Genomic DNA, 25,305 nt, shown 5'->3' with positions numbered 1-25,305 from the left:
TCAACGGGATACTGCTCAACCCTCATGAAGCAGCATCCAAACTGTAGAGGATGCACTCCAGCCCTCAAAAGAGTGCATCCTTCCCCTCAACGGATGCCGCCCACCCTCATGAAGCAGCATCCAAACTGTAGAGGATGCACTCCAAGCCCTCAAAAGAGTGCACCATTCCCCTCAGGGGTTTTACTCAAGTTTCATCGCATCTCATTCTTATGAACCCTCATTTTTATGAATCTTTGCTAAAAAGCACAAAAAAGAAGTTTGCTAGCAACTATTGTATCACCCATCTTATGGGATTCCACTTCCCTACAGAGCTTTCAAACTTTTTTACACCCTCATAAAATAGAATCTGAAAGAATTCTTTAAGGCAATTAAGGGTAAATTTTGTCAAAATATAGACAAACTTTATTCTTTTTTATGACTGTTGTATTTTTACTATAGTTATTTAAATCGAATTTATGTATGATCCATATCGATATTTATTTATAGAAATAAATATAGGAGAAAAAACTATGAATATCAGATATTTTTTCATAGCGGGGGCAATTACAAGCGGTTTAGCTCTCGCGATTCAAAAATCTGATCGTATAGTCAATAAAGAACCCTCTCCTATTGTTGCACCTTATACTATTGAAAAAACAAATTTACAGTTTGTTAAACAAGTAAGGGACACATCGGATACATTGAATATACTGAGAGTAAATAATAGAAGCGCATCAGAACAAGCATCAATAAACGATATATACGAAAAAGGAAAAAGTTTATTGAATGCAATAGCTGGTTTTTTAGGATCAATTATTATATATTTTATACAATTGGTTTCCGCTAGAGTATAAGATACAAAAATTTCTTAAAATAAGGTTATATACATTTTGTGTATATTGTAAAATTTAAATAAAAAGGCCCTTTTAAAATGGGGCCTTTTTTAGTTTAATTTCTCCGATGTTTTAATTTAATTTTTGTTGTGTTTTTATTTTTATTGGCTAAATATCACCGCCTTTAAAAATGACATTTTTTACTTGTCCCACATCTCAAATAATGAGGGCTCTCCCCCTAAGCTCCCCCCTCTCATACCACTTTAGTTAATAGACTTCCCTCATAAGCGTTTTAGTTAATAGACTTCCCTCATACCGCTTGAATAAGCGATCATTTATAAGCATTTTCTAACAAAAAAAAGGACCGTCTTGAAGAAGATAGCAGAATTTATAATCGATTTTTCTCCCCTATTCTTGAGGATCAAGCCATTTTCAGTCTATTTTTTAAAATCTTGGCTATTATTCTCGATTTTTCGAGCACTTTATTTTGCTCTGGTAAGAAAGGTGTAAAGCGCCTCAATCATGGCGCTTTTCTTCTTTCAAATTAGGGTGCTTTTCTTTAACAGAAGAGTAAACTAATCAATTTTTATATCCATAAATGCAGGTTCACCATCTTTAATATAAATAATATCAGGAGAATATTTTACCCCCTCTACTTCAAGCACGAGCTGTTCATCACTCACCCCTTCAAATCCTTGTTCCCTTAATTCTTGTTTTTTCTCCTCGACTAATTTTTTATGAAAAGCGCGTTTTTGATTACACGTATTAGGGGATCTCACTCTGAAAAGCTGATAGTCCATGGCTATAGACCACTTCTCAGCAACCCGTTCCAGCAGATCGTAACTGAACTTTCCTTCCCTTTTCACTTCTTGAGCGATCACCATCGCGCGTTCCAAATGGACTTTTTCAATGGTTTCATCAAAGCCAAGCTTTTCCCCTGCCGTAAAACTTTCATCATAAGAAGCTAAAGTCTCAACATCGCCCAGCAAGGCAAGAGCTGCAAGATGCAGCAAAGCATAAGGTGCGAACTCTACTTCATCATCCGGTGCCCAAGATAAAGAGTCTTTTTCCCAAGGAGGAAGACTATATTGAGAGCGAAACATTTCATGCAAAGAATCATCTTCCATTGTCCATTTTAAAGTTTTATCGAGAGTTTTCTTTAAAAGCTGGGCGCTCACTTTTTCTTCAAAAATTTCCAATCCATTGGATACAAAATTCATAAATACTGTTGGCAAAACCCCAGAATTATGAGGATTAATCGTCTGACAAGCCGCAGCGAAAATACCGCTCATAATTAAAAGTCCGCGATCAAAGGGCGAAAATTCTTCCACTCGTTTCTCATTATAGAGAAACTGCACTTCGCGATCTGGTAAAAAGAGAGTTGCCAAATAATCTCCTTTTCCCTCGATTTCCACCCTCCATCCCAAACTCTTTAAAAGCGCCGTTGCACTTTCTATCGTGAGAATTTCATCATCATCATAATCGGCAGAGAACTCTTTTTCCTTTAGTTGCAAACGCCTCTCCTGCACCACGGCTTCATCTTTCCAAAACTGCTGCGTTGCAAGATCATTTTCTTTAAGCACTCTTTCCAGCTCGCCTTTCACTTGGAAATTCATTTTCATCCGTTTGAAGACAGAGGTATAAAGAGCTAAAACAAGCATGATAATGATCATGCAAATAACAATAAATACCCAGAACTCGGGATCTAATAGAAATACGGCTATAGGATCACTGTTCATTTTTCCCCTCTCAGTCTTTACAAAGCCCGTGCGACAGAGAGCTTATGTGCTCTCCTACAGAGATTGCTTCTTCTAGTTTCTGAATATTTTTGTACAAGTCACCCGTCACTTTAGTGCGAAGCCGTAACATAACCGGAATAAAAATAATGACACAGACCGTTATGACGAGCGTTGTTTTAAAGAGAACGGCATGCACAACATATTGCCACCCTGTCAGCTGCCAATTTAATACATCTGGTATTTCTAGAACCATTCTCCAGATGATAATGATAACAGCAATAGCAAAGATAATTTTATAATCCTTTGCTGAAAGCAACGCTTGCTGGAGCGAAAAAGAATGCGCTCTTTTATGCGTTTCTTGCTCTGATGCCCAATTTTGCTCCTTCATGTATTCCCCTCTCACTCTTTGAAAAGACCCATGCGACAGAGAGCTTATTTGCTATCACACAGAGATTGCCTCTTCTCGTTTCTAGATCTTTTTTTCCAATTTACGCATTATGATGATGCAAAACCCAAATATCACTGGAATCAAGACAAGTACACAGACCATTATGGTTTGCGTCATAATAAAAATAATAATATTCGTGGCACCACACTACCCCCTTACCTTCCTCACACCTCAAACAGTGAAGATTTTCAAACCGCGCCAATCTGTAACCGATAGCCACAATTCAGCTTTTTTCCAAAAAATTCTCCTATTTTCAAGAAAATGACCCTGCATCCCCACTTCAATAGGATTCATTTCAAAGCTTGAATGAACAAGGCACCTAAAAATACGAAAACACCCCATATACCGCGATCACCTGCTAGAAAAACCGTTCCCTTCCTCACATTTCAAACGATGAAGTAAGTCCCAAACGCTCACTCTAGGCTCTAAACCCCATGGGCTCTCATTCCCTTTAATCAACAATGGTCCATAATCGGCTTTTCTTCCCCTCAATGCCATCCTCAGCACTGCTCCTTAGAGCAATGTTTACGGACAACCCATGAAAGAGCACCAAAACATATCAGAGGCAAAATGGTATAGAGAGCAATCCCTATAAAGGCTGAATCTCTCATAATTTCTTCATTATTTTTTCCCTCTCATGACTTCTCAAGCGCTGTATCCTGTTCTTGCAAGACGTTTTTCAGTTCTTTTCTTAAACAGCGATACGTTCTCACCTGCTTAAAGACACCATAATAAAGTTCCAAAATCATCACGGGAATAAAAGCAACCCAAAATGTCACGAATATAAGCACGAGACCAAATATCCCGACAAGAATATTGTCCATTTTCCACCTCACTTTTTCTTTATATCGATCCTTTTGATCGGTTATTTTACCCCGTTGCTGGTTTATTTCTTTCAATTTTCGAGTATTTTTTACCAACAAACACCACAATATGATGCAGAGTATCAACATAACTGGGAACAAGACCCAAACACACACTGTAATAACTTGCCAAAACGCACACAGAGAGAGAAAAAGAGGTGTACCCCACCACCCTGTCCGTTCTCCATTGCTACCCAAGGATGAGAGAAAGAAAATCTTGTTCCACAGCTCAAGAGAGAAAATGCTGTACTCTTTGCTATCCAAGGATGAGAGAGAGAGAATCCTGTTCCACAGCTCAAGAAAGAAAATCCTGTTCCATAGCTCAATAATGAGGGAGAGGAAACAAATGACAACATACTCTCGCTCAGAAAAAACACTTTTTTCGAAAAAATGGCGCAGTCCATTATAAAATGCTGAATTTTTCCCCTTCATTGCTCTTCCTTTTTTTTATGAAAAACGCATTTTTTTTTCTCATGCTCGCTCTTTTAAGAAGCACTAAAAGTGCGATGCATGGCACTTCCCTTATTTTCAACAAAAAAACCCGACTTTCTAAAAGCGCTATTGCTCTTCCAAATGATTAAGAGCATCCTCCTCATTACAAACGAAAATAGGCTAGCCTCTTTGCCTGATGATTCTTCAACCATTCATCCCCTATTCTTGTGTCACGAGCTTCCAAACATTGCCTCTTCCCCTCACGATAGTTACGCAAGCGCCTTGTCGCGCTCTTTTCTTACGCGTTTTAATTCCCGTTTTACTCTACGATACGTTCTCACGCGCTTGAAAACAAAATAATAAAATTCCAAAATGATCATGACAACACCCGCAGGAAAAAAGACTTCCAGCAGAAATATCAACCAAAGGTATGCGATAAAAAAACTGCTTATTTTTTCTCTATCCTTTTTTACTGGATTATTTTGTTGATCGGTTGTGTGACCCCGTTGCTGGATAGCCTCTTCTAACTGCTGAATCTTTTTTTTCAACAAATACGTTAAGATGAGATAAAGCACCAATAAAACAGGCATCAAGGCAACAACACACACCATGATAACTTCACGCAGCACAAAGAGCGCCAAAAGAGCGCTATCCTGCGATACACTCAACGACCACTCGGATTCTAATGGGATCAAAAGAGCTTTATGACCTATCCCAATAAGGATAGAAATAAGACAAATGATAATATGGTCTTTATAAGAACGAGATGATTTTCCAAAAACAACAGAGCACAGTTTGTTATAAAATGTGGAATTTTCCCCCTTCATTTGCTCTTCCTTTTTATACAACTGTTTGTCCTTGACTTTTATAAGGACACGAACAATCTCTCAAGTAAAATTCCGTCCATTGTCGTCAAACAGAACACCTCCAGAGAACACTCGTATTGCATATTTATGTTGCCAATACTTCAATTTTGCCAATTCACGTGCTTGTTTTAAAGAAGCATCTCTCAACACTTCCAAACCAACGCGCGTCCACCCCATTTCATGAACAGCACCCATGAAGGAAATAACAATAGCGCCCTCATGAATATATCCCCTTACGATAAAATCTATCACCACCATTGTTTCAATAAAAAGTGTAATCCGGCGCCATTCACATACGCCCGCCCGCTGCTGCCTCTACGATAGCCTTACCCTAAGGGGGCTTCCCCCTACGACAAAGCCTGCCCTGCTCCTACAACAGCCATATCTAGCTTCTACGATAGCCCTTATAACTTGATAAAAATAGAAGCATTTTTATTCTTTTCTCAATTGTTTTCCGCCCCCCACTTAAGATATGAAAAAAGGAACTTCCATTGATACGCAAATGATCGCGCAATAAAAGCATTTGAAATAAGAAAATCTTACAACTCTCTTATTCCAATCAAAAAGGATCAATGATCATTATAAATCAAAATATGGCGATATCTTCCTTTTTTCATTGGGAATCTTGCAAGCCAATAGCTAAGAATATATTCATAAAAAACGCTTTTAAAACAATAAGACAGCCGCTACTTTTGAGATCAAGTGTTTTAATATTAATGAAAGCACTAACATTCTCTTCAAGTTTGAGGTGTTGTTTTGTCAACAATCTTGTTAGCATGGACTGATTCTATAACTATGCGGTATCATCACAACTGCTCTTTATAAACAGCATAATGATACGCGTCATTTCACTCACAATTCTTTTTAAGCCTTGCGTTATAGGCTTTTCTGGAAAAGATAAAGGAGAATCCTATTGAATATAGCAATTATTTTGGGGTCTGTGCGTCAACCTTCATTAACAAGAACTTTAGCCAGTTATTTAGCAGATTGCCTCATGAAGCGGGGTGCATCACTTCATTGGGTTGATTTGCGTGAACAGCCCTTACCGATGACAGATCCAGATTATCATCAGCAGGTTGAGGCTAATCCAAGTGCTGCGGTTCGCCAGTTTGTAAAAACCATTGCAGAGGCTGATGGCGTTATTCTAGCAAGCCCCGTTTATCAAGGGTCTTATTCGGGTGTTTTAAAGAATGCTCTTGATAATTTAGCTTATAATGCCTTTTTAAATAAACCTGTTGGGCTTATCTCTCATGGGAGTACCGCCCAAAAATGCGCACAACCGTGTGAGCATTTATTGCCGGTGGTGAGCACGCTTTATGGTTATGCACTCCAATGTCAAATCGCCTCTTCCCCCGAAGATTTTTCCTCAGATGATGACGGTCGTACTTGGAAAGTTATCAGTGAAGAGATACAAACACGTTGTGAAAGGCTTGCTGATGAAATGTGTACATTTTTAAAGCACCGAAGTGTGATTTAAAGCAAAAAGGGAGGGGGGATGAAAAAAAAGGGTGCGCACTATCGTTATTTAGTGGTAGGGGGCACAGGGATGCTTGCCCCTTTGTGTCAATCACTCGAGCCGCAAGAAGTGATTATTGCTGCACGCTTTTTTTCTCATAAAGTCCAGCTTGAGGCATTGCACAACAAACAGTTGTGCGTGCCGTTGGATTATGATTGTGCGACATCAAAGGCACAATTTTTAGAAGCTGTGAAGCAATGGCATGATCTAAAATATTGCATATTATGGATTCATTCGCCTGCCCATGCATTTTCTTGCGCATTAATTGAGCAGTTAGCTCTTTTGCCTACACCACCATGTATTCTTCATATTTTTGGTTCCAACACTCATGATCAAATGATTCTCGAGTGCGCGCGCAAAAACAAGGTTGATTTCATCCCCATTCAATTAGGACAAAAAACAACCCCAAAAGGTTCACGATGGCTGACTCATCAGGAGATAAGCCAACAGATACTGGAAGCCATAAAAAATCATATGAATAAACAAAACTTATGATCAATACCTATGCTTTTCAAAGAAGCCGTGCCCCTTCAATCTCTATCCATACCCGAACATCCTCTTGAGTCCCCCCATACTCTTTACATCATAGGCTTTGCGAACGAACAATCCCCCTCCCTGCGCCTCTCAAACAGCATCCTTATATCAACAGCCCCAAAACCAAACGTTTTTACCCTTCTCACACGGGCTTATCCCCCTCTGACAGTTTATGATCTTCACACGGGCTTATTCCCTTCTCACGGGACTTAGACAGCATAATCTTATGGGGCGTTATGTTATAAGGCGTCATGGCATAAAACTTAAAACAGCAAATTGTGTTTAGAATTTTTTGTCTATTTTAAAGCTGACCTTTCTTCCCACACCTCAAAGAACAACGATTTCTACGGGACGTAAGGTTCCCACAAAAAACTTCTCTTTCAACAGTTCAAATTTTAGCAGGTTCGAGTTGATTTCCCGCTCATAGTCTTCCCGTAATACTCATACTCGACAAGCTTTTTTAAAGAAATTTCAACGCGCTCCTTAAAACAACACTTAAACGTACCAAGAAAGCTTATATCAAAACAGAATTTTATGACGTCATGGGATGATATATTATAACAAACACCATATCAGAACCGAATGAAAATTAGACACCCTTACAGCCAGCATACAAAAAGCACCCTCAATGCTAAGCATAATAAAAAAGTATCGCAATAAACCGAAAAAAAACCGATAAGAAAACGTAAAATAAAAAACCGTCAACTTTCAAGCCATTAAACTCAAAAAACAAGTGGTGGATTGAGCTAAATTTAAAGCCTTATAAATAAAACCCACTGATCATATACAAGATATACCAAAGATACGAAAACCTTCTCTCAAATTTAACGCATTTCACAATCCAACCTTTACGCCTCCATTGGCACCCTCTTCTCCCCAACCGCCCCACAACCCTCACGGCTCTTGATCAACCACAAATCCTAGCCTTTACAGTTCCACGTTTTTACGATTTTGCAAATTCACAGAAAACAAGCAAACCTCCGATAAACAACCCCATTGAAGCCTATCACCAGCCTATTAATTGGCATCAGCCCTTTTCACCAAACTCCCTTATTCCAATGACCTTATTCCAATGACGCATTTCACAATCCAACCTTTACGCCTTCATTGCCCCCCTCTTCTCCTCAACCGCCCCACAACCCTCACAACTCTTGATCAACCACACATCCTAGACTTTACAGTTCCACGTTTTTACGATTTTGCAAATTCACAGAAAACAGGAAATCTTCTGATAAACAGCCAAAGCCTATTACAAGCCTATTAATTGGCATCAGCCATTTTCAAACAGAGATCAGCGTAAAATGAGAAAAATAATCCATGCCCTCCTCCCAAGCCGTGAAGCAATGGGATGATCTAAAACTCATACCTCCCCCCATGACATGAGCACTACATGCGCTTTTTCAGCGCTGCATTTAATTGCCGCGTAACCTTGTAATACGATATCAAACGCTTTATAAAAGAAATATACAGTGCCACAATGGGTATTGTTAAGAAAAAATCAAAAACACCCCCCAGCAGAATGATCAAAACCACCGTCCAAGCTGCCGCCATTTCGTAATGCATTTTATCCCCTTCTCTTTATAAATTGATTTGTGTGGTATAAATTGATTTATTGGGTTGCTTCAGTCACTTCTTCCAATTGCTGAATTTTCTTTTTCAACCGAGAAGTTAAAATTTCACGAAGGATCACAATAACAGGGATCGTTGCAAAAATAGATACAGATAAAAAAAACCAGAAAAACGAGAGAATGGCAATATATTCAAATCTGCTCTCATCTATCTCAGCAGCTATAGCTATCCCTTTACAGTAAATCACATAGACATAAGCTTTGAAAAACATAATGATGAAAGAGAGGCATGCGTGGAGGATATAATCTTTGCGTGAAAAAGCGAGCCATTTTTTTAACGAATGGGAACTTATCTGTGTTTCTAGTTCTAAGTTTTGCTGCACTCTCTCTTTCTCTTTTCCGCTTTTTTCAAAGAAACCAAAACGCTGTGGATGTTCTTTCATCAAACGTCTTTGTTTTTTCACTCTGTAATAGAGCCTCAAACGCTTGATTAAAGAATAATAAGGCGCCACAATAATCATATTCACGAAAATGGCAAAAACTGTAACTGCATTTAGAAGAAAATATCCAAACGGCAGAAACAAAATAAAAAGCGCGATCTCACCCTGCATAGCTATAGTCTCATTGATTAATCTCTTGCTGCTTTATTTTTTCTTTTAGTTTTTTCTTTATTTTTTCCAATCTGCGCTCTTTAAAACGATCAACCCCCCAAAGGATCGGAAGAGGAGTGAGAAGACAAAACCAAATCAACACCGGTAAGAGAAAAATAAGATAACCAATTCCTTCCCATTTTATCCATTGCAACGGCTGTACCAGAGATTTTGCACCAGCAGGAACTTCTAAAGCCATCATGATAAGACATGTGCAAAACATAGTGAAAAAGCAGCGCCCTATTATTTCACAACTCCCCACCCCTTTACGCCTTTCCACTGAAGACACCGTAAATTTTTTGAATAAAAAGAAAGACACTTCAAATGTTGCTTTTTTCTCCTACATTGTTCCCCTCTGCTTTTACACTTCGCGTGTTTTACGCATTATTTTTAGGTTTAAGCTCTTTTTAATTTATCTAAACTCTTTATTTTTCTCAATAAATTTTTTCATCAATCCTAATTTCTACATCCATATATTCTAACTCCCCATCCTTTATGTAAAGAATATCGGGACGATAGTTTTTTCCATCAACCTTACAAATCGCGTCCTTTTCGTAAACGAAATATCCCTGTTGTCTTAATTCTTCTCTTTTTTCCTCGATCAATTTTTCATAAGAATCTCTTCTTCTATTGCACAAACTGGGATCTGTAGCTCTAAAATATTCATAGCTCTCCACCTCCATGGAAAAATCCTTTGCCGCATGTTTAAGTAAATCGTAACTGGATTGCTTTGTTTTTTCTACCGCCTTAGCGATTATCATCGCGCGTTCCAGATGCTCCTCTTCGATGCTTGTTTCAAAGCCCAGTCTCTCACCTTCCAGAAAGCTTTTGTGATAAGCGTGTAAGGTTTCAACATCGCCCATCAAAGCCAGAGCTGCAAGATAGCGCAGCGAATAAGGAGTCAATTGAGGAACTACAATTTTGTTTTCCCAAGGAAGGATGCGATATTGAGAGTGAAGCATCTTGCCAAGATCAACCTCAGTCATTGCCTTTTCTAAAGCTTTCTCGAGTGCACGACGTAAACGCTTGGCGCTTACCTTTTCTTCAAAAATTTCCAACCCCTTCACATCAAAACTCAAGTCAAGAGCAATCAAGCCTCCAGAATTATAAGGGTCTATCGTTTGGCAAGCCGCCGCATGGATACCAGAAGCCCACCACAATTGCACGATCAAATTGCGGATACCCCTTCTCAGCATTATAAAGAAACTGCACTTCACGATCTGGTAAATAATAGGTGGCCAAATGATCTCCTTTTCCTTCAATTTCCACCCTCCATCCCAAACTCTTTAAAAGCGCCGTTGCACTTTCCATCGTTAAGATTTCCTCATCAGAAAGAGAAAACTCTTTGAACTCTTTTACCTCAGATAACGGCTTAATCATCGGCATTTCCCCACTGGACGGCTCAAAAGCGACAGGTTGTTTAAGCACGCGTCTTAATTCTTTTGTCACTTGGCAATACAGTCTCACCCGCTTGAAAGTAGAATAATACAATGCCCAAATAAACATCATGACTACAGCAGAAAGCAGCGTGAAAAGCGTCAAGCCCGCACCCCACGAGAATATAACAATAATATCTATCATTTTAATATCTATCATTTTCCCCACCCCTTATTCACTTTTTTGTCGATACGTAGCAGCTACCCGCTTCCAGATTGTTTGCTCCAACTTATCGATCTTTTTTTTCAACAAACGCGTAAAGATGATACGGACCACAAAGGCAACAGGAATGAGCACAAAAGTTAAATCTAATATAAACTCCCCAATAGAAAAGAGAGCTGCTATGACATTCCCTTTCCACTCACGCCACATTAGTACGAAGAGAACCATTCTCAAAGTTACCACAATGAAAGCAATACAAAAGATGACTTTATAATTTTTGCTTGTCAAAAACGCTTCTTCAAGCGAAAAAGACCGTGGTTCTTCGTCCAATAGTGCATTTTTTCCATTGCCCCTCATTTTTTATCCCTCATTTGTTTCAATTTTTAAGCTATTTTCATGAACCGAAGCTTTCGTCCTCACAATGAATTCAATTCATCAATATCAAGCGCTTGTATCCTTCATCTTTTATAAAGACAATATCAGGGATGCATTTTTTCCATCAACCTCAAACATCGCACGAATAGAAGTGCTCCTACAACGCATGAGAATATATAAAGGCCAGTATTCATTTTCTGCCCTCCCTTCATGCACTGTTTTGTTGAGAAGCGGTTTTTCTTCGCTGCCAAATTGCTTGATCCAACTTATCGATCTTTTTTTTCAACAAACGCGTAAAAATGATACGGACCACAAAGGCAACAGGAATAAACACAAAAAGAAGCACTGATATAAAAACCAATATTAATGTTAAAATGAACAGGATATAATTCCACCACTCTGTCAAATCCCACTCAAAAAATATAAAGAGTGCCACTTTAAAAGCGCTAATAATGAAAGCAATGCAAAAGATGATTTTATAATTTTTGCTTGTCAAAAACGCTTCTTCAAGCGAAAACGACCGTGGTTCTTCATCCAATATTGCATTTTTTCCATTGCCCCTCATTTTTTATCCCTCATTTGTCTCAATTTTTAAGCCATTTTCATGAACCGAAGCTTTCGTCCTCACAATGAATGAGGGTTCATCAATATCAAGCGCTTGTATCCCTCATCTTTTATGAAAACAATATCAGGGTTGCATTTTTTTCCATCAACTTCAAACATCATGTTTTCATCACGACAGTGTATCCCCTGCAGTCCTAAGGCTTCTCTTTTCTCGTCGATTAAACTTTCATAAGAATATCTTCTTCTATTGCACAAATTTGAGTCTGAGGCTCTAAAATTCTAATCACTGCTCTTTTTATTTTCAGGAAGATAAGCTGCTTTCCAAAAAAGAAGCAAACTGGTGCAAGAAAATCGTAACGAAATTGCTTTGTCTTTATGACGATTTGAACCACCAAAAAAGCCGCCCAAATGGACTTTTTTGATATTTTTTTCAAAGCCCAAACTTTCATCTTCCATAAAGCTTTTGTGAGAAGAGTGTAAAATTTTAACATCAGCCCTCAATACCAAAGCCCCAAAGTAGCACAGCAAAGAAGAAGTCCCTTGAGAGATATCATTATTTCCTTTTTCCAAGGCGATGCCCCCATTTTGAAAGCCAAGCACACTGCCAAGATCAACAGCTCCCATCGCCCTTATCTAAAGCTTCCTCAAGCACACGGTGTAATCACTGGGCGCTTACCTTTTCCTCAAAAATTTTCAATCCCTTTGCCTTAAAATCCACCCCTTTGCTTCAAAGTCCAGTTATAAATCTGGCAAAGCCCCAAAATAATAAGGATTAATTATTTGGCAAGCTGCAGCATGTATACCAGCACCTCCCACAATTCCATAATCAAATTGCACAAAACCTTTTTCATCCAGAAAGAGAAACTGCCCCTCGCAGTCTCGTAAATAAATAAGTGTCCCCCTTTTCTTTCAATTTCTCTCCTCCAACCCAAGCTCTTTAAAAGCACTGTTGCACTTTCCATGGGGAAAAACGTCTTAATTAAAAACTTGAGCTTTTGGCGCGCCTTCTTTATGCGCCTTGCCTCTTCAGTTTCTCGAAAATGGATTTTTCTGCCCCAAACACCAGAATATCTTTTGCTTTAAGTATAGATTTTTCGCTCTCAATATCGCTTGGTAAAACACATTTTTATGCTTGATAAAAAAGAAAATAAGTTACAAGATTTTCTCTCTTTAAGAGAACAGAAACAGCAAGTGAAACCCAAGAGCAGCCCCTCTTCACTTCCCCCTCAGCACTCAAGCAAAAGCACCAACTCAAGCAAGAGCACCACTCAAACAAAAGCTCCGCTCAAACAAGAGCCTCAATTTTTCTCAAAAACACGACACAAATATAAAAAAGCATAAAACGAGAAGTGTCCCCCATGCACCTTAATGAACAAATCAAAAGCAAGGCTTATGGCAACAAAAGCCTCTCTTCACTTTTTCCCTCGTTCACTTTTCCCTCATTCACATCGTATAGGATGACTGGAACTTTTTTCTGCTCAACCTCTTCTTCCAATTGCCGCACCATTTTCTTCAACTGACGGGTTACAATAAAAAGCATAATAAAAACAATCGGTAAGAATAAAAAAGCGCAGGCAAGCATCCATACCAGTGGCTTGAATACGACAAAAGAAATAAAGCCCTTTCCCCTCCATAGCTTAACGATAGCAGTTATAACTATTGGAGCTATCACTATGATCGTAGAAATATAGAATATTTTTTTATAGTCTTGCCAAACAAGAGAAAGCTGTTTTTTATCAAACATTCTGCTGTTTTTTATTTTTGGGAGATCTGTTTTAAGGCAATATCGCGTTCATTCAGCACGCGTTTCAGTTCCTTTTTCACGCGGCAATACAACCGCGCACGCTTGATAAACAGGTAATAAATGATAAAAATCGGCACCCATATTAAAACATTTAAGAGCGTAAAGGACAGGAAATAAATGGCTATTAATGTTATAAGACTACTCGTCATTTTGTCCCCCTACCACATTCTGCATACGGATTGCCTGATCGCGTTGTTTTATCGCTTCTTCCAATTGCTGAAGCGTTTTGTTCAATTTTCTCGTTAATTTTATGCACATCATCCCAATGATCGGAGAAAAGAGAAGAATCCCTAACCATAGAAGGCCATAAATAATGCGACCTATTGAAAACCTCGGTATTATAAAACTGACCATACTATCCTTCCACCATACCAAATGTACGATAGAGAAAGCAAATTGCAAAACGGTAAAGAGGATAAAAATAAAAAGAATTATTTTACATTCTTTTGAATAAAGAGGCAGAGATTCTTTAAAGTTAAGAAAGCGTATTTTCGCATCAAGTGTCTTATGCGCGAGATTGTGTCTTTTCATTTCTCCCAGATCGTTGCGCAATTGTTGTATGGCTTGCTTTTGTTGCGTCGTACTCTTTTTCACGTCTTGAGCGAGTTTAAAAGATAACCTCATATGCTTGATGAACAAGTAAGGAAGCCTGATCATGACCATAAACATTAAAAGGGCAATGATGATGCCCCCTAAAAAAGCCAAATGTTGTAGTATTATAATGCTCACTTTTTCCCCCTATCACATTGATGTGAAATTATCATTTTCATTCTCTTCTCAAACAAATGTTTCTAATCTCTTTGCTGTTTTTTTCACGCCATAATGAAGGAAACTATGGAGAATTAAAATGACAGGCAAAGTGAGGGCACTACAGACCAAAATAAACAAAAGCGGCAGCGCAACAATCAATAACAAAAAAAACAACGGATCATTGTGTGAAACAGTCGCATATCGTGCAATAAAGGACAAAAAAAGCGTAGCACATATGAAAAGCGCAGTCGGAATGAAAGCCATCCAAGAGATTATTCTATAATCTTTTTTTGAGAGAAGCAAAGATTCTTGAAAAGAAAAAGCACGGAACTGTGTTGCAAGAATTGTATTCTGTCCCCTACTTTCTGTTTGATAATGCCCTAAATTCTGCGCTGCACCCTTTTTTAATTTCCTTCGCATCTTACATAACAGTACTGCCCGTTTTATCAAAGAATAATAAATGGCCAAGATGATCTTCACAGTAGAAAAGAGTATCATGCTCCACGCAGAATAAATAAAGATAGTTATCCCTAAGGAGATCAATAATGTAGTTATTAAAAGAGGCATTACAGAAGTGATCACTTTTCCCCCCTATCATATTTTGTTGAGAGATTGGTTGTTTAGCTGTTGCTGCTCTGGCAATGTTTCCCACAGCTTCATCATTTCCTTCACATCCCGTTTAGAAATGGCGTTAAAAATAGAAAAGAGTGGAAACAACCCAAAAAGAACGCCAAAAATCATTTGCGGTAAGAGACATAAAAAAGCCCAAACACTATTCCACCCGAAGTTACGAAGAAATTCGATCGCAGGAATCTGTATAAAACTCTGACTCATTTCTTGAAAATCTTCTTGTTTCATTTGTCCCAGTGCTTGGAACTGTTCTTTGGACATAATGTGAAAAAATTCCAAAGGGCTCATATAGGCAGACGCGGAAAAAAGCATCAACAAGAGGATAGCCAAACAACAAATGATGATATAATCGCCTGTTGAGAGAGCCATCCATTTTTTGAAAACCGCACACTGATCCAACACTGGCTTCGATACAAAAGCCTTATCTCCCTTACGGGTAGATTGGTGTTGTGATTTATCTTCGATCATACGGATACTCCCCCCACTTCTAAAATTCCCACTCTTCAATATTTGATAGCACGCCACCAGCGCGGTAAATTCGCTTAGCACTCTTCTCAGAGTAAAGCAAGCACTATAATACCCTCTAAATATTTTATTCACTTAGTCCCTATACGCGCTTATACATGACGCGCTTACAAGCCAAAATTCCCCTTTTCCTCCCTTTATCGATCACATACCCCTAAAAGACACCGTTTTACAAAAATCCAACAAATATTTAATCTAAAAAACATCCCATGTGGAAAACTGACATACCCACCATAAACGACAGTGTTTTCACCGCTTAAATGAAGCCGAGTATATATGAAACAAAGGATGATGATATTCCTTGCTCGCCTCAAAGAATAAAGATTTTAAAACCCACCTCAGTTTGTAAACAATCCCATTGCTCTTAAGTGCACTCTACCTGCTGAGCACTTTATGGGCTCCACTTGCATAAAGCGCTCTACGGACAACTTCCTTCCTTAACAAAAGTCCTTCCTTAACATTGGCACCTAATTTTTAACACTTAATGCGTCAAATGTTGTAATACCTCATAAGCCTTCCCATCCCCGCCTCAAATGACAGTATTTTATGGCATAACAAGATAAAAAACATTTTCACAAGCGCTTCGTGTCTTGATAATCAACACATCCCAAATGCTGTAAGATTCTCTCATTTCAAATCTACCCCCTGTTGAATCAATCAAATTTATTTGCTTGTACGTAAAAAGTGGGGGAGCCATACGGAGTGAAATTGTACAATGAAAATGCCTCTTATAAACCGTCTCAAATGCCAAGAGCTTGTAAATACATATTGGGATTGGCAAAGTATGCGATGATACCAGCTTACGCTTTTATGAAGCCTAAAAATGATGATATTCAATAAAGTTATATTATCATGAAAGCTTTACCATGATACCCTTCTTAAGCCACCGTCGTGAAATGGGCTCGAGCACATGTAAGAGATGTCTCTTAAAAACAAGCGCGTGAATATGCCGCAATAAGTATATTCCGTTTGAGGCATTGTGTATGACGTAAGAGATGTGCCCCCAGAATATGATAAACAAGAACGCGATAAACAAAAGCGTGAAGCAATAAGCACGCCCCACAGACCAAACCAAACAACCGATTATCTAAAATGCGCCTACAGCAGCTTTGAAATTTTTCAATTCTCATTTTAAAATTTTTTGATTAAAAAAGTCCCTATTTTAAAATTAAAAAAGAAATGTCTTACACCTCATAGCCCCCACCTTTATAAAAGCATCTCTTAATAAACGCCTCTTTTATCAAGTTACCTGCCGCTTATAAAGCTTCTTTGAATATTGCATCCCGTCATTTAATCATTTTAAGTGACCACCTCCCTTTTTTATGATGAAATCCATTAAAACAGCAAAAATGAAAAATATCCTCCATAAACGATAACTCTAAATCGCTTGACCTTCCACAGTTTATTTTGTTATTTTGAACTGATGAACCATATTTTACTTGAAAAGATAAGGATCTTATGCTATTATAAGGACATTGAAAAGTTTGTTTTTTAAGCTCTGTGCCGCTCAAAAAAAAGATAAAATCCTCTATAAAGGATAAAGATATGTTTCACAGCTTAATCTACATCAGACATCTTGGTACAGCGCCCAATAAGAAAACCCAATATGCCTCCCAAAAACAAAGCTCAACGCATGATAAAAATCCACGAATAATAAAAACAATGACTTTTCAAAGGTGAAACTGAAAAGTTTCCACAAAGCGCTCATGAGAAAGAAGGCAATAATCCTATTAGAAAAGACTTCCTATTAGAAAGACGACGCCATACCCATAAAACATCATTCTTGTTTATTTATTCACATGTGACAAAAGTTTCTTTTCAACTGTTCCAGAGCAGTTGAGAAATCTTTAGAAAGCAAATAAGCCGCTATCCATGAAAAAATAAGCATGATAGGGGCGAGAAATAAGACTGATAGGGGTAAGATAAAAATGGCAAGAAACACCTTAAAGATGATTTTTTCGCCCCACCCCGTTGCTGTTCTTTGTGCTGAAAGACGCCTTTAGTATCCGTTTCTCCTTTGATCTGCAACAGCTCATATTCCCCCAGTATTTGCCCACCCAGTATTTGCTCCCCCCCCAGTATTTGCTCAAAGTGCTTTTTACATCACTGTCCCCCATCAACAGACAGTTTATTTTTCATTTAAATGGTTAAGTTCATGAAAATACGTAAAAAACGCGGTAGACCGAGAATAACAGGCAAACTCAGAGAGCCCAATGGCCGTATTTCACGTGCCCAAAGCCCCAGCGAATCTGCGCTTCAATCTGCGATTGAAATGCGTGCAAAACACTTTGGTTTAAGCCTCGAAGAAGCGAAAAATCCGCTTGTCGGGACCTATATTGGGCGTCTTTGTTTGCTTGGCTATAAAGGGGATTCATCAGGCATCAGTAAAGAGCAATATGATACGGCGCAACGATACTTGCAAATCAGAAACGACTATTTATGTGCAAAAGGCTTACCAAATGGCTATTACGATGGTTTTACGCACAGCGCATCAGATGAGACAACAAAAAAGCAATGGGTTCAAAGAGCGACGAAACACTATGAAGATATGCAAGAAGCGATTAAAGAAGCACAATATTTGCATCGTCAACACAACTTTCATGCAGCATTACAATATCTTGTTATAGAAGATCAACCGCTGCCTACTCTTGTTGGTTCGTTGCGTATTATTCTTGATGCCCTTTATAAACATCTTGACTATTCTAGCAAAAAGAGCATTGGCTAAAAACACCCATCGTTTCCTCTCCCTCACAGGATAAAGATTCCAAAACCCCCTTTGTAACATGCCTCTTTGTAACCAGCTCCGTTGTAAAGAGACAATCCTTCTTGGCAAATTACACTTGAAATCCACTGGACTTGCCTTTCATAGAAATTCATGGGATTGACGAGCTTAAAGCACGCAACAAACAAGCTTTAAAATATCCACCACGCCCTTTAAAAAACGCTTCAACCTGTCAAAGAGACTTATCACCATACCTCAACTATATATCTACCCATGCCTCAAAGGACAATAATTCACAGCATATTTCACGACATAGGCAAGATAAATATTGTCCCCTCTCCAAACGGCAACACTCTCCCCATCACCTCCCCTCCCCATCACCTCCCATTGTAACAAACAACCCTCATCATCCACTTTTCCCCCAATATCGCGATATCCCCTTAGCTCTTGAGACAATTCATTATAGTCATTGTGCGTCTTTTCTTGTACAATTCTATACGGCTTTCCTGATCTTATGACGAACAAGAGACATGGCTTTGACTGCAGCATAATCTGGATTTCTCATTCAAGATCAATAACGACTAAAACATCATTATAAATCAATAGCTCATCATTAAGACACCCCATTGATTTTTTTACAAAATTAAAAGCATCATCCCTTAAACGAAAGAAAAAGCCCCCACCAACAATCTCCTCCCTCATCAACAACTGTACCGGTAACCATCCACTCATCACGCCACCGCTAATATGACAGACAGCACACCCCCAATCGCCAACACCTACCGCTTTACCCCCGCAACACCTGCCAACCACCGCCTTCCTAATTCCATTAATAAAATACCACGGATTTCAAAACCACAATTCTCTCCTCTCCCTTCATCTTGCCCCCTCCTTTCTCAAAGGAGAAAATGTTTTTTGCCGCATCAAAAACTTTCCCATTAAAACAACATATTTTGCTGCATAGCTAATGAATGAGCTTTTTTCTGTAGATTTTTGCCACAATAAAAAAGGAAAAAATAATCGTTTTGCTGTTGACAGAATATGAAAAATCGTATTTAATGACAGGTGCGGTAACGGGTTTTTTGTGCCCAGATTTCATCATCAGATGTTTGAGTTATTATAGACTGTTATCAAACAGTGTGTTTCGCGACAATCTTCAGAAGTCTCCTGTTTGAAGGTGTCTTTCGTCTTTCTCTGACTGTTTTTCTTCTGCATCATCCAATTTGCATCACCAACAGCCCTATAATTTTGAGATTTTCAAAACAAGCAGTATCCAATAAGGGCTCCCAATAAAACGCTCTAACAAAATACCCCAATAAAAATATCGATGCAATACATCTCAGAAATGATGAGCAATATACGAATAATAATATGAAAACGGCAACAATATGCTCTCATCGCCTCATCTTTCAAAATGCAAAGGCTCTCTTTCAAAACATTGTTTAGCCAAAATTGAAGAAAATAATGCCGTCCATTGATTATTAATATGGAGGCTAATATCATGAAGCCACAAGATTCTTCTCTCCCTCATTCCTCACAAACACTAGGAATGGCAAATGCATCATTAGACAATCTTGCTGCACATTCAGAACAACCCAGCAGCGAAAAAGAAAGAAATATCCCATTCAGTCATGAGGAATTAAAAAATATCATTGCCCGTTTAGAAGATGACATCTCAACTGGCCGTTGGTTCACAGCTGATTATGCAAGCATAGATCTTACACTGATGCCAGCCTTGGTAGAACAAGCAAATCGTAAATATCCTGAAATGCGTCTTCAATTGGTAGCATCATCTCACGACTTTGCCCTTGCACTAAAAGAAGCCATCGAAAACGGCATTCAATCTTCTAGATTTATCATTCACACAAAGGATAGAGGAATTCATTTTTCAGTGATTGATCATCAAACCATCGATGACAAAACGTCCGTGATATTTTTTGAACCTACAACACTTAACAATATGAGATCAGCGGTGCTAGCATTAAGGACACAACTGGCCATTAAAGCGCATGAATTGTCTAATTGTTCTTTTGCCATGGCAGAAATGGACATTCAACGCAGTTCCTCTGAATGTGGAATGTTCAGCTTAAGCCTCGCCAAAAAGCTTTATTCCGAAGCTCAAAAATTAGAACGACTGCACAAAGATAATATTAAGGGTGTGTTATGTGAACCAGATACGCCTTTATCTGCTGAAAAGTTAGATACATATCTTCCAACCACTTTTTATAAACACACACAAGGGAGAAGACGTCTTGGGGAATATCTAAAAGCCAATCCACAAGCAGCACATGAAGAAGTAAACAAAAAAGGCGAAACTCTAACCGAGAGATTTGAAAGAAGCTTAAGTTCAGCAGAAGGAAAAACTGTTTCTGTTTCACAACATAGAAAAAGAGCGACGGAATACAAATCTCTGATGATGTAATTGCGACTTTTTTCATATCCATAAAGAGTAAAGCTCTGTTGCTTGACAGTGAGGTATAGCTTGTTGTTAGCGAATCTTCTTTTCCGTTTGTAAGCAGTTAAAGATGTAAACAACAAGCAACGTGACCTCTTAAAGACAAAAGGCAAAACAGAACTGTTCTATCAAAATCAGTCAATTTTGAAATTGTATCAAAATTCCAAAGCTCTTCTTAACAATGATCCATATTTGAATAGACAGAAGGCTGAATGCATAGAATATTTTATGGTTTTAGATGTTAAATAAAAGCACCCGCCTCCTCCTGTAGCTTTTTTCTAAGAGTTGTCCGCTTTTATCTCAAGCGCCTCCACATCAGTACCACTTGCCAAAACAACCGCAAACAGCCGCTCTCTTATCCCTCACAATCAACACCATCCGCTCTCCCCATCTCTCCCCCTCACAACCCCTGCCAAAACAACCGCAATCACCAACACCAATGCTAACACAAATCATTGTGCACCCCCTCCAACCACACCTCTCATGCCACCGCTAACACAACCGTAATGCCGGCCGTAATGCCATTGCGTACATCAACACAATCGCCAACCTCACCAGCACCAACAAAACCGGCACCAATAAGACCCTATCAACAAACCAGCACCAAGTCTCAAAACCAACAACATCTCTCAACGGAAAACACCAGCCAAACCATTATCCCACTTGGCCAACTATTATCCCATCCCTTAAGATGCTACAACTAACCTTTTGATTTTATTGAAGTTTAACGTCTCTTCTGTTTTTGAAGAGTGAAAAATTTCATTTTTAATATGTCGACCAGCCTCACGTTAACGTGAGGCTTTATTTTATGGAGAAGCAAATGAGAAAAATATCATCAGCAGGGCTTGCACTCATTAAACAATGGGAAGGATTGCGTTTGAACGCCTATAAAGATGCCATCGGGGTATGGACAATTGGCTATGGACATACCAGCGCTGCTGGCGAACCGTTCGTTCACAAGGGCATGATCATTACTGAAAAACAAGCAGAAGAAGTTCTTTCTCAAGATTTAAGACAATTTGAAAATACTGTTGAAACAAATGTGACGGTTTCCTTAACGGATGAACAATTCGCCGCGCTCGTATCGTTTTGCTATAATATAGGAGCTTCGGCTTTTTGTAATTCGACCCTGCTCAAAAAACTCAATAACGGCGAATATGAAGCCGTCCCTGCTGAATTACAAAAGTGGACCAAAGCAGGAGGAAAACGTCTTCACGGTTTAGTGCACCGTCGTGCAGCCGAAGCAGGACTATGGGCAAAAGGTGCTTATGTTTCTCCTAACTACCAAACCGTAGAAACGCAAGCACCAATGGGATTTTTCAAAGCAGAAGCGCTTACACCGATTATTGGTTCTTTTTCTGGACTTGGAGGCTTATTGGCAGGCAATGGTCCCATCCAATGGGCATTGGCAGCCATTATGGTTTTAGCTGCCTGTGCTGGCATCTTCTTTGTGGCAAAACGGTTTCGGGAGCAGCGCTTATGATGTGGTGGATGAAAAAAAATCTGATGATAACAGGAGCGGCTCTGACCGCTTTTTTTATCGCTTTAGCAAAAGTTTTCACTCTTGGAAAAAAGATTGAACAACAAAAGCAAATAGAAAAAACACTAAAGTCATCAACAACACGGCTAGAGGTGGAAAATGAAATTAATCAAAAAAGTGATCCTGATGTACGCGCTGCTCTTACTCACTGGTTGCGCGATAAAAACAATAAATGAGCCTTTTTCTTGCGTTGGTTGGATGCCCATTTATTTAGACAAAAAAGATCTTAATATCATCAGCTCAAATCTCGCAAGAGATATTTTAAAGCATAACAAACAAGGGGAAGGCTTGTGCGGGTGGAAACATGGCTAGAAAAAAAACAGAAAAACAAACAGAGCTTACAGAAAAGGAAAAAGAAATCCTACAAGAAATCATCACGACTTATAAAAGTGTAAAAATAATGTCACGCTATACGAAGTGGATTATATTCATCATCTTCTTATTAGCGCTTGATTTTTCACGTATCGTGGATGCATTGGCAAATATTTTTACACAAAAATCGAATATTCAGCTCTAAAATAAATAAAAAACATGAGACGTGTTAAATTTTTTTTTAAAAATATAAAAAGCCATTCGTTATTTTTTGAAAACACGGAGATTTTATTGGTGATTTTTCACGTCTCATAGAAAATTTTTACACACTCTTCACCAACGCTTTCATGAAATGAATTTAGGGGCATGAAGAGAGATTTTTAACAAACGCGTAAGTCAACAACTTTGCTAACATAAGAAAATGATCATACCAACGCACATTTTTTTAATAACCTATTGATCCTCAAAAGATTTTATACTCTTCACAAATCTCATTGGAAAGATACCATCGCGAAAAAATTTAAAAATATTTAGAGATATTTTTTTAATAATTGCATAAGTAAACAACGCAAAAAGCATTAACTTGCCTAAAATCCCCTTTCTTTACACTTAAAAAAAAAGAGCAATCAGACACCACCCTACGCATTACCAATCCCCAATATTTATAAAAACCCCCGTTTATAAAAACTCTGTTTATAAAAAACTGACTATTTGAGAATATTCATGAGAGGCATTTTTATTTTCTTTAAGTATTTTACCCTAGCTCCCTCCACTTGTGAGGTATAAGAAAATGATTGAGATTGTTTCAACATAAGAGAGAATTGAAATGAAAAAATCCACCGCAATAAAAATCTCTTATTCAACATACAAAACAATGAATTATTATTATAAATAAAAGCGTTGCTCCATTAAAACCCATTAAAAAATGTGAAGCAACACATGATTATCGTTATTTGCAAGAATGCAATGCTCTTGAAAACCGTAAAACCACATCACATTGATTTATAACTATCATTAAGCACTCTTCAACTTGAATTAAAACCCTGTATATCGTGGGATTCTCTCATTTCCAAACCTGTTTCTTTTGAAACAATCCAAACCATGTCGCTTGCACATTACAGTGTATGGGTCAAAACTATACAAGCAAGGCATGCCTCACCGTCTCACGGACTAACGGCTTGTCATAACATTGAGAGCTGAAAACATGTATGATAACGTTCGCGTATTCTTTTATTAAGCGTAAAGATGATCGTGCCCTATAGTTTTATGCACTTCATGAGAACTTTGCCCTTATGCCATTCACGAGTCCATTGCGAAATCGGTGTGACGAGCGAGATGTCTCTTAAAAAACACGTCAATATGCAAAAATGTATATTTGGAGACAAATATATTTGCGGCTTTTCTGCTTTACGTGAGGGATTGCATCCAAAAAGATACGCAAGCAACAAAAGTTTGAGGCATCATCTTCATTATTTAATAAGATATTACTATAAATAATTTAATAAGATATTACTATAAATACCTTTAAAAGTCGTAAAGCAAAAAGATGATGACAAGACGAGTGATTATATGCCTTTACATTCTTCCTCAATGAGGCTGTCTTTCTATTGCAGAGATTAACCAAACAGAGATATGCTTGTCCCAGTATACAAAAGCCCTTTAACAGAGCAAACCTTAAATTTTGTTTTCATACAAAATCTTAAACACCAGCATCTTATTCATAAAAAAACAAACAAGACCTAACATGCTCTGTCCAACTTTCTCTCTTCAACTTTCAATGAGCACGAACTCTTGCGTTGGTTCATAAAAACTATTTGCCCTTCTAAAGCGCAAACACGAAAGTACAAACACAAGATTTTTTAATGGTGCATACATAAACTTAAAATGAAAAAATAGAACTGTACAAGAAAGAAATGACTATAAATCAAAAAGTTGTATTTTTATCAATAAAATATTTTCAAAGAAAACCACGATCCCCGCACAATAAAAACATCTCATAAATACAAGAGAAAAAGTCATGAATAAAGAGAGAGATCTATTCACAATGGCGATACATCAACCAATGAAAAATAACAAAATGCTATAAGATCACTATCATAAAAGGAAGAACTGTACGAAAAGCGAAAAAGCATTTAAAAAAAACGGGCACAGAAGGCCCGTTTCTTTATTACTTCTAAGGAATAAGAACTTAGAAATCCATTCCGCCCATTCCACCCATTCCGCCACCTAAGCATTGGAGGCATTGGTGTATCTTTCTTTGGAACTTCAGCAACCATTGCTTCTGTTGTAATCAGAAGGCTAGCAATTGAAGCCGCATTCTGGAAAGTAGAACGCAAAAACTTTCACTGGATCAACAATTCTTGAAAGCAATCAAATCACCAAATTTACCGGTTGCAAAACGTGAAAAAGCATTAAAAAAACGGGCACAGAGAGCCCGTTTCTTTATTACTTCTATGGAATAAGAGCTTAGAAATCCATTCCGCCCATTCCACCCATTCCGCCACCTAAGCATTGGAGGCATTGGTGTATCTTTCTTTGGAACTTCAGCAACCATTGCTTCTGTTGTAATCAGAAGGCTAGCAATTGAAGCCGCATTCTGGA

General features: G+C 38.3%; 28 protein-coding genes and 1 pseudogene. 10 read left to right on the top strand and 19 right to left on the bottom strand.

All coding sequences use genetic code 11. The features are described from left to right. Window positions 1–509: 509 nt before the first annotated feature. Window positions 510–833, top strand: coding sequence for a hypothetical protein (locus ACFIK8_RS02035; RefSeq protein WP_375635597.1), 324 nt, complete (start codon window positions 510–512; stop codon window positions 831–833). 554 nt (window positions 834–1,387) lie between these two features. Here the strand turns inward: ACFIK8_RS02035 and ACFIK8_RS02030 are convergent. The 4 genes from ACFIK8_RS02030 to ACFIK8_RS02015 all read right to left on the bottom strand — a co-directional run bounded on the left by ACFIK8_RS02030 (window position 1,388) and on the right by ACFIK8_RS02015 (window position 5,412). Next, window positions 1,388–2,551, bottom strand: a complete 1,164-nt coding sequence (locus ACFIK8_RS02030; protein WP_375668913.1) for a DUF6990 domain-containing protein — start codon at window positions 2,549–2,551, stop codon at window positions 1,388–1,390. Between the two features lie 10 nt (window positions 2,552–2,561). After that, window positions 2,562–2,939, bottom strand: a complete 378-nt coding sequence (locus tag ACFIK8_RS02025) for a hypothetical protein (RefSeq protein WP_375635595.1) — start codon at window positions 2,937–2,939, stop codon at window positions 2,562–2,564. Window positions 2,940–4,563: 1,624 nt separating this feature from the next. Beyond that, entirely contained in the window at window positions 4,564–5,121 is a 558-nt protein-coding gene (locus ACFIK8_RS02020) for a hypothetical protein (RefSeq protein ID WP_375652760.1), read from the bottom strand. A gap of 60 nt (window positions 5,122–5,181) precedes the next feature. Then, window positions 5,182–5,412, bottom strand: a complete 231-nt coding sequence (locus ACFIK8_RS02015; RefSeq protein ID WP_375635592.1) for a hypothetical protein — start codon at window positions 5,410–5,412, stop codon at window positions 5,182–5,184. Window positions 5,413–6,073: 661 nt separating this feature from the next. On the opposite strand from ACFIK8_RS02015, the gene ACFIK8_RS02010 reads away from it, so the two are divergent. From ACFIK8_RS02010 to ACFIK8_RS02000, 3 genes are all read left to right on the top strand, one after another. After that, window positions 6,074–6,637: an NADPH-dependent FMN reductase gene (locus ACFIK8_RS02010; protein WP_375644503.1), complete on the top strand. Its 564-nt coding sequence runs from the start codon at window positions 6,074–6,076 to the stop codon at window positions 6,635–6,637. Between the two features lie 18 nt (window positions 6,638–6,655). Next, window positions 6,656–7,171 (top strand): short-chain dehydrogenase, encoded by a 516-nt coding sequence (locus ACFIK8_RS02005; RefSeq protein ID WP_375668912.1) that lies wholly within the window; start codon window positions 6,656–6,658, stop codon window positions 7,169–7,171. A 1,111-nt stretch (window positions 7,172–8,282) separates the two neighbouring features. Continuing rightward, on the top strand, window positions 8,283–8,474 hold the full coding sequence (locus ACFIK8_RS02000; RefSeq protein WP_375668911.1) for a hypothetical protein: 192 nt from the start codon (window positions 8,283–8,285) through the stop codon (window positions 8,472–8,474). 122 nt (window positions 8,475–8,596) lie between these two features. On the opposite strand, the gene ACFIK8_RS01995 is transcribed toward ACFIK8_RS02000, so the two are convergent. From ACFIK8_RS01995 to ACFIK8_RS01940, 12 genes are all read right to left on the bottom strand, one after another. Beyond that, window positions 8,597–8,773, bottom strand: coding sequence for a hypothetical protein (locus ACFIK8_RS01995; protein ID WP_375628829.1), 177 nt, complete (start codon window positions 8,771–8,773; stop codon window positions 8,597–8,599). Window positions 8,774–8,819: 46 nt separating this feature from the next. After that, window positions 8,820–9,389: a hypothetical protein gene (locus ACFIK8_RS01990; RefSeq protein WP_375668910.1), complete on the bottom strand. Its 570-nt coding sequence runs from the start codon at window positions 9,387–9,389 to the stop codon at window positions 8,820–8,822. A gap of 10 nt (window positions 9,390–9,399) precedes the next feature. Continuing rightward, on the bottom strand, window positions 9,400–9,651 hold the full coding sequence (locus ACFIK8_RS01985) for a hypothetical protein (RefSeq protein WP_375661478.1): 252 nt from the start codon (window positions 9,649–9,651) through the stop codon (window positions 9,400–9,402). Window positions 9,652–9,862: 211 nt separating this feature from the next. Beyond that, a complete protein-coding gene (locus tag ACFIK8_RS01980; RefSeq protein WP_375668909.1) occupies window positions 9,863–10,522 on the bottom strand; it encodes a DUF6990 domain-containing protein in 660 nt (219 codons plus the stop codon). Between the two features lie 10 nt (window positions 10,523–10,532). Then, window positions 10,533–11,024 carry a hypothetical protein gene (locus ACFIK8_RS01975; protein WP_375668908.1) on the bottom strand — a complete coding sequence of 164 codons (492 nt, stop codon included), beginning with the start codon at window positions 11,022–11,024 and terminating at the stop codon, window positions 10,533–10,535. Between the two features lie 12 nt (window positions 11,025–11,036). After that, window positions 11,037–11,384, bottom strand: coding sequence for a hypothetical protein (locus ACFIK8_RS01970; RefSeq protein WP_375668907.1), 348 nt, complete (start codon window positions 11,382–11,384; stop codon window positions 11,037–11,039). Between the two features lie 226 nt (window positions 11,385–11,610). Beyond that, complete coding sequence (locus ACFIK8_RS01965) at window positions 11,611–11,967, bottom strand: hypothetical protein (protein ID WP_375668906.1); 357 nt, start codon at window positions 11,965–11,967, stop codon at window positions 11,611–11,613. Between the two features lie 278 nt (window positions 11,968–12,245). Continuing rightward, window positions 12,246–12,590: a hypothetical protein gene (locus tag ACFIK8_RS01960; protein ID WP_375661474.1), complete on the bottom strand. Its 345-nt coding sequence runs from the start codon at window positions 12,588–12,590 to the stop codon at window positions 12,246–12,248. 766 nt (window positions 12,591–13,356) lie between these two features. Beyond that, window positions 13,357–13,710: a hypothetical protein gene (locus ACFIK8_RS01955; protein WP_375652755.1), complete on the bottom strand. Its 354-nt coding sequence runs from the start codon at window positions 13,708–13,710 to the stop codon at window positions 13,357–13,359. A 198-nt stretch (window positions 13,711–13,908) separates the two neighbouring features. After that, window positions 13,909–14,499, bottom strand: coding sequence for a hypothetical protein (locus ACFIK8_RS01950; RefSeq protein WP_375668905.1), 591 nt, complete (start codon window positions 14,497–14,499; stop codon window positions 13,909–13,911). Window positions 14,500–14,547: 48 nt separating this feature from the next. Further along, a complete protein-coding gene (locus ACFIK8_RS01945; protein WP_375647275.1) occupies window positions 14,548–14,940 on the bottom strand; it encodes a hypothetical protein in 393 nt (130 codons plus the stop codon). Window positions 14,941–15,114: 174 nt separating this feature from the next. After that, entirely contained in the window at window positions 15,115–15,618 is a 504-nt protein-coding gene (locus tag ACFIK8_RS01940; RefSeq protein WP_375668904.1) for a hypothetical protein, read from the bottom strand. Between the two features lie 2,212 nt (window positions 15,619–17,830). On the opposite strand from ACFIK8_RS01940, the gene ACFIK8_RS01935 reads away from it, so the two are divergent. Then, window positions 17,831–18,400, top strand: coding sequence for a hypothetical protein (locus ACFIK8_RS01935; protein WP_375668903.1), 570 nt, complete (start codon window positions 17,831–17,833; stop codon window positions 18,398–18,400). 264 nt (window positions 18,401–18,664) lie between these two features. Here the strand turns inward: ACFIK8_RS01935 and ACFIK8_RS01930 are convergent, their stop codons facing one another. Both ACFIK8_RS01930 and ACFIK8_RS01925 read right to left on the bottom strand, forming a co-directional pair. Continuing rightward, window positions 18,665–18,946 carry a hypothetical protein gene (locus tag ACFIK8_RS01930; RefSeq protein WP_375635577.1) on the bottom strand — a complete coding sequence of 94 codons (282 nt, stop codon included), beginning with the start codon at window positions 18,944–18,946 and terminating at the stop codon, window positions 18,665–18,667. 12 nt (window positions 18,947–18,958) lie between these two features. After that, window positions 18,959–19,210, bottom strand: a complete 252-nt coding sequence (locus ACFIK8_RS01925) for a hypothetical protein (RefSeq protein ID WP_375635576.1) — start codon at window positions 19,208–19,210, stop codon at window positions 18,959–18,961. A gap of 688 nt (window positions 19,211–19,898) precedes the next feature. Between ACFIK8_RS01925 and ACFIK8_RS01920 the strand changes: the two genes are divergently transcribed. The 5 genes from ACFIK8_RS01920 to ACFIK8_RS01900 all read left to right on the top strand — a co-directional run bounded on the left by ACFIK8_RS01920 (window position 19,899) and on the right by ACFIK8_RS01900 (window position 22,909). Next, window positions 19,899–20,819 carry a YopJ/AvrA family T3SS effector serine/threonine acetyltransferase gene (locus tag ACFIK8_RS01920; protein ID WP_375644489.1) on the top strand — a complete coding sequence of 307 codons (921 nt, stop codon included), beginning with the start codon at window positions 19,899–19,901 and terminating at the stop codon, window positions 20,817–20,819. A gap of 853 nt (window positions 20,820–21,672) precedes the next feature. Continuing rightward, the gene (locus ACFIK8_RS01915) at window positions 21,673–22,335 is read left to right on the top strand and encodes a lysozyme (RefSeq protein WP_375668902.1); all 663 of its coding nucleotides are present in this window, start codon (window positions 21,673–21,675) and stop codon (window positions 22,333–22,335) included. Next, complete coding sequence (locus ACFIK8_RS01910) at window positions 22,332–22,568, top strand: hypothetical protein (RefSeq protein WP_273788536.1); 237 nt, start codon at window positions 22,332–22,334, stop codon at window positions 22,566–22,568. Before ACFIK8_RS01915 ends, ACFIK8_RS01910 begins: the two co-directional genes overlap by 4 nt. Beyond that, a complete protein-coding gene (locus ACFIK8_RS01905) occupies window positions 22,492–22,704 on the top strand; it encodes a hypothetical protein (protein ID WP_273788509.1) in 213 nt (70 codons plus the stop codon). The genes ACFIK8_RS01910 and ACFIK8_RS01905 overlap by 77 nt, the downstream gene beginning before the upstream one ends. Then, window positions 22,697–22,909: a hypothetical protein gene (locus ACFIK8_RS01900; RefSeq protein ID WP_273788508.1), complete on the top strand. Its 213-nt coding sequence runs from the start codon at window positions 22,697–22,699 to the stop codon at window positions 22,907–22,909. The genes ACFIK8_RS01905 and ACFIK8_RS01900 overlap by 8 nt, the downstream gene beginning before the upstream one ends. Window positions 22,910–24,892: 1,983 nt before the next feature. Here ACFIK8_RS01900 and groEL read toward each other — a convergent pair. Continuing rightward, window positions 24,893–25,096: pseudogene (gene groEL, locus ACFIK8_RS01895) on the bottom strand (chaperonin GroEL); the annotation flags it as partial. Window positions 25,097–25,305 lie beyond the last annotated feature (209 nt).

It is taken from the genome of Bartonella sp. MR168JLCBS (genome assembly GCF_042194175.1).
Note: the sequence above shows the minus strand (reverse complement) of the source record. Positions and strands in the feature narration are given on the sequence as shown.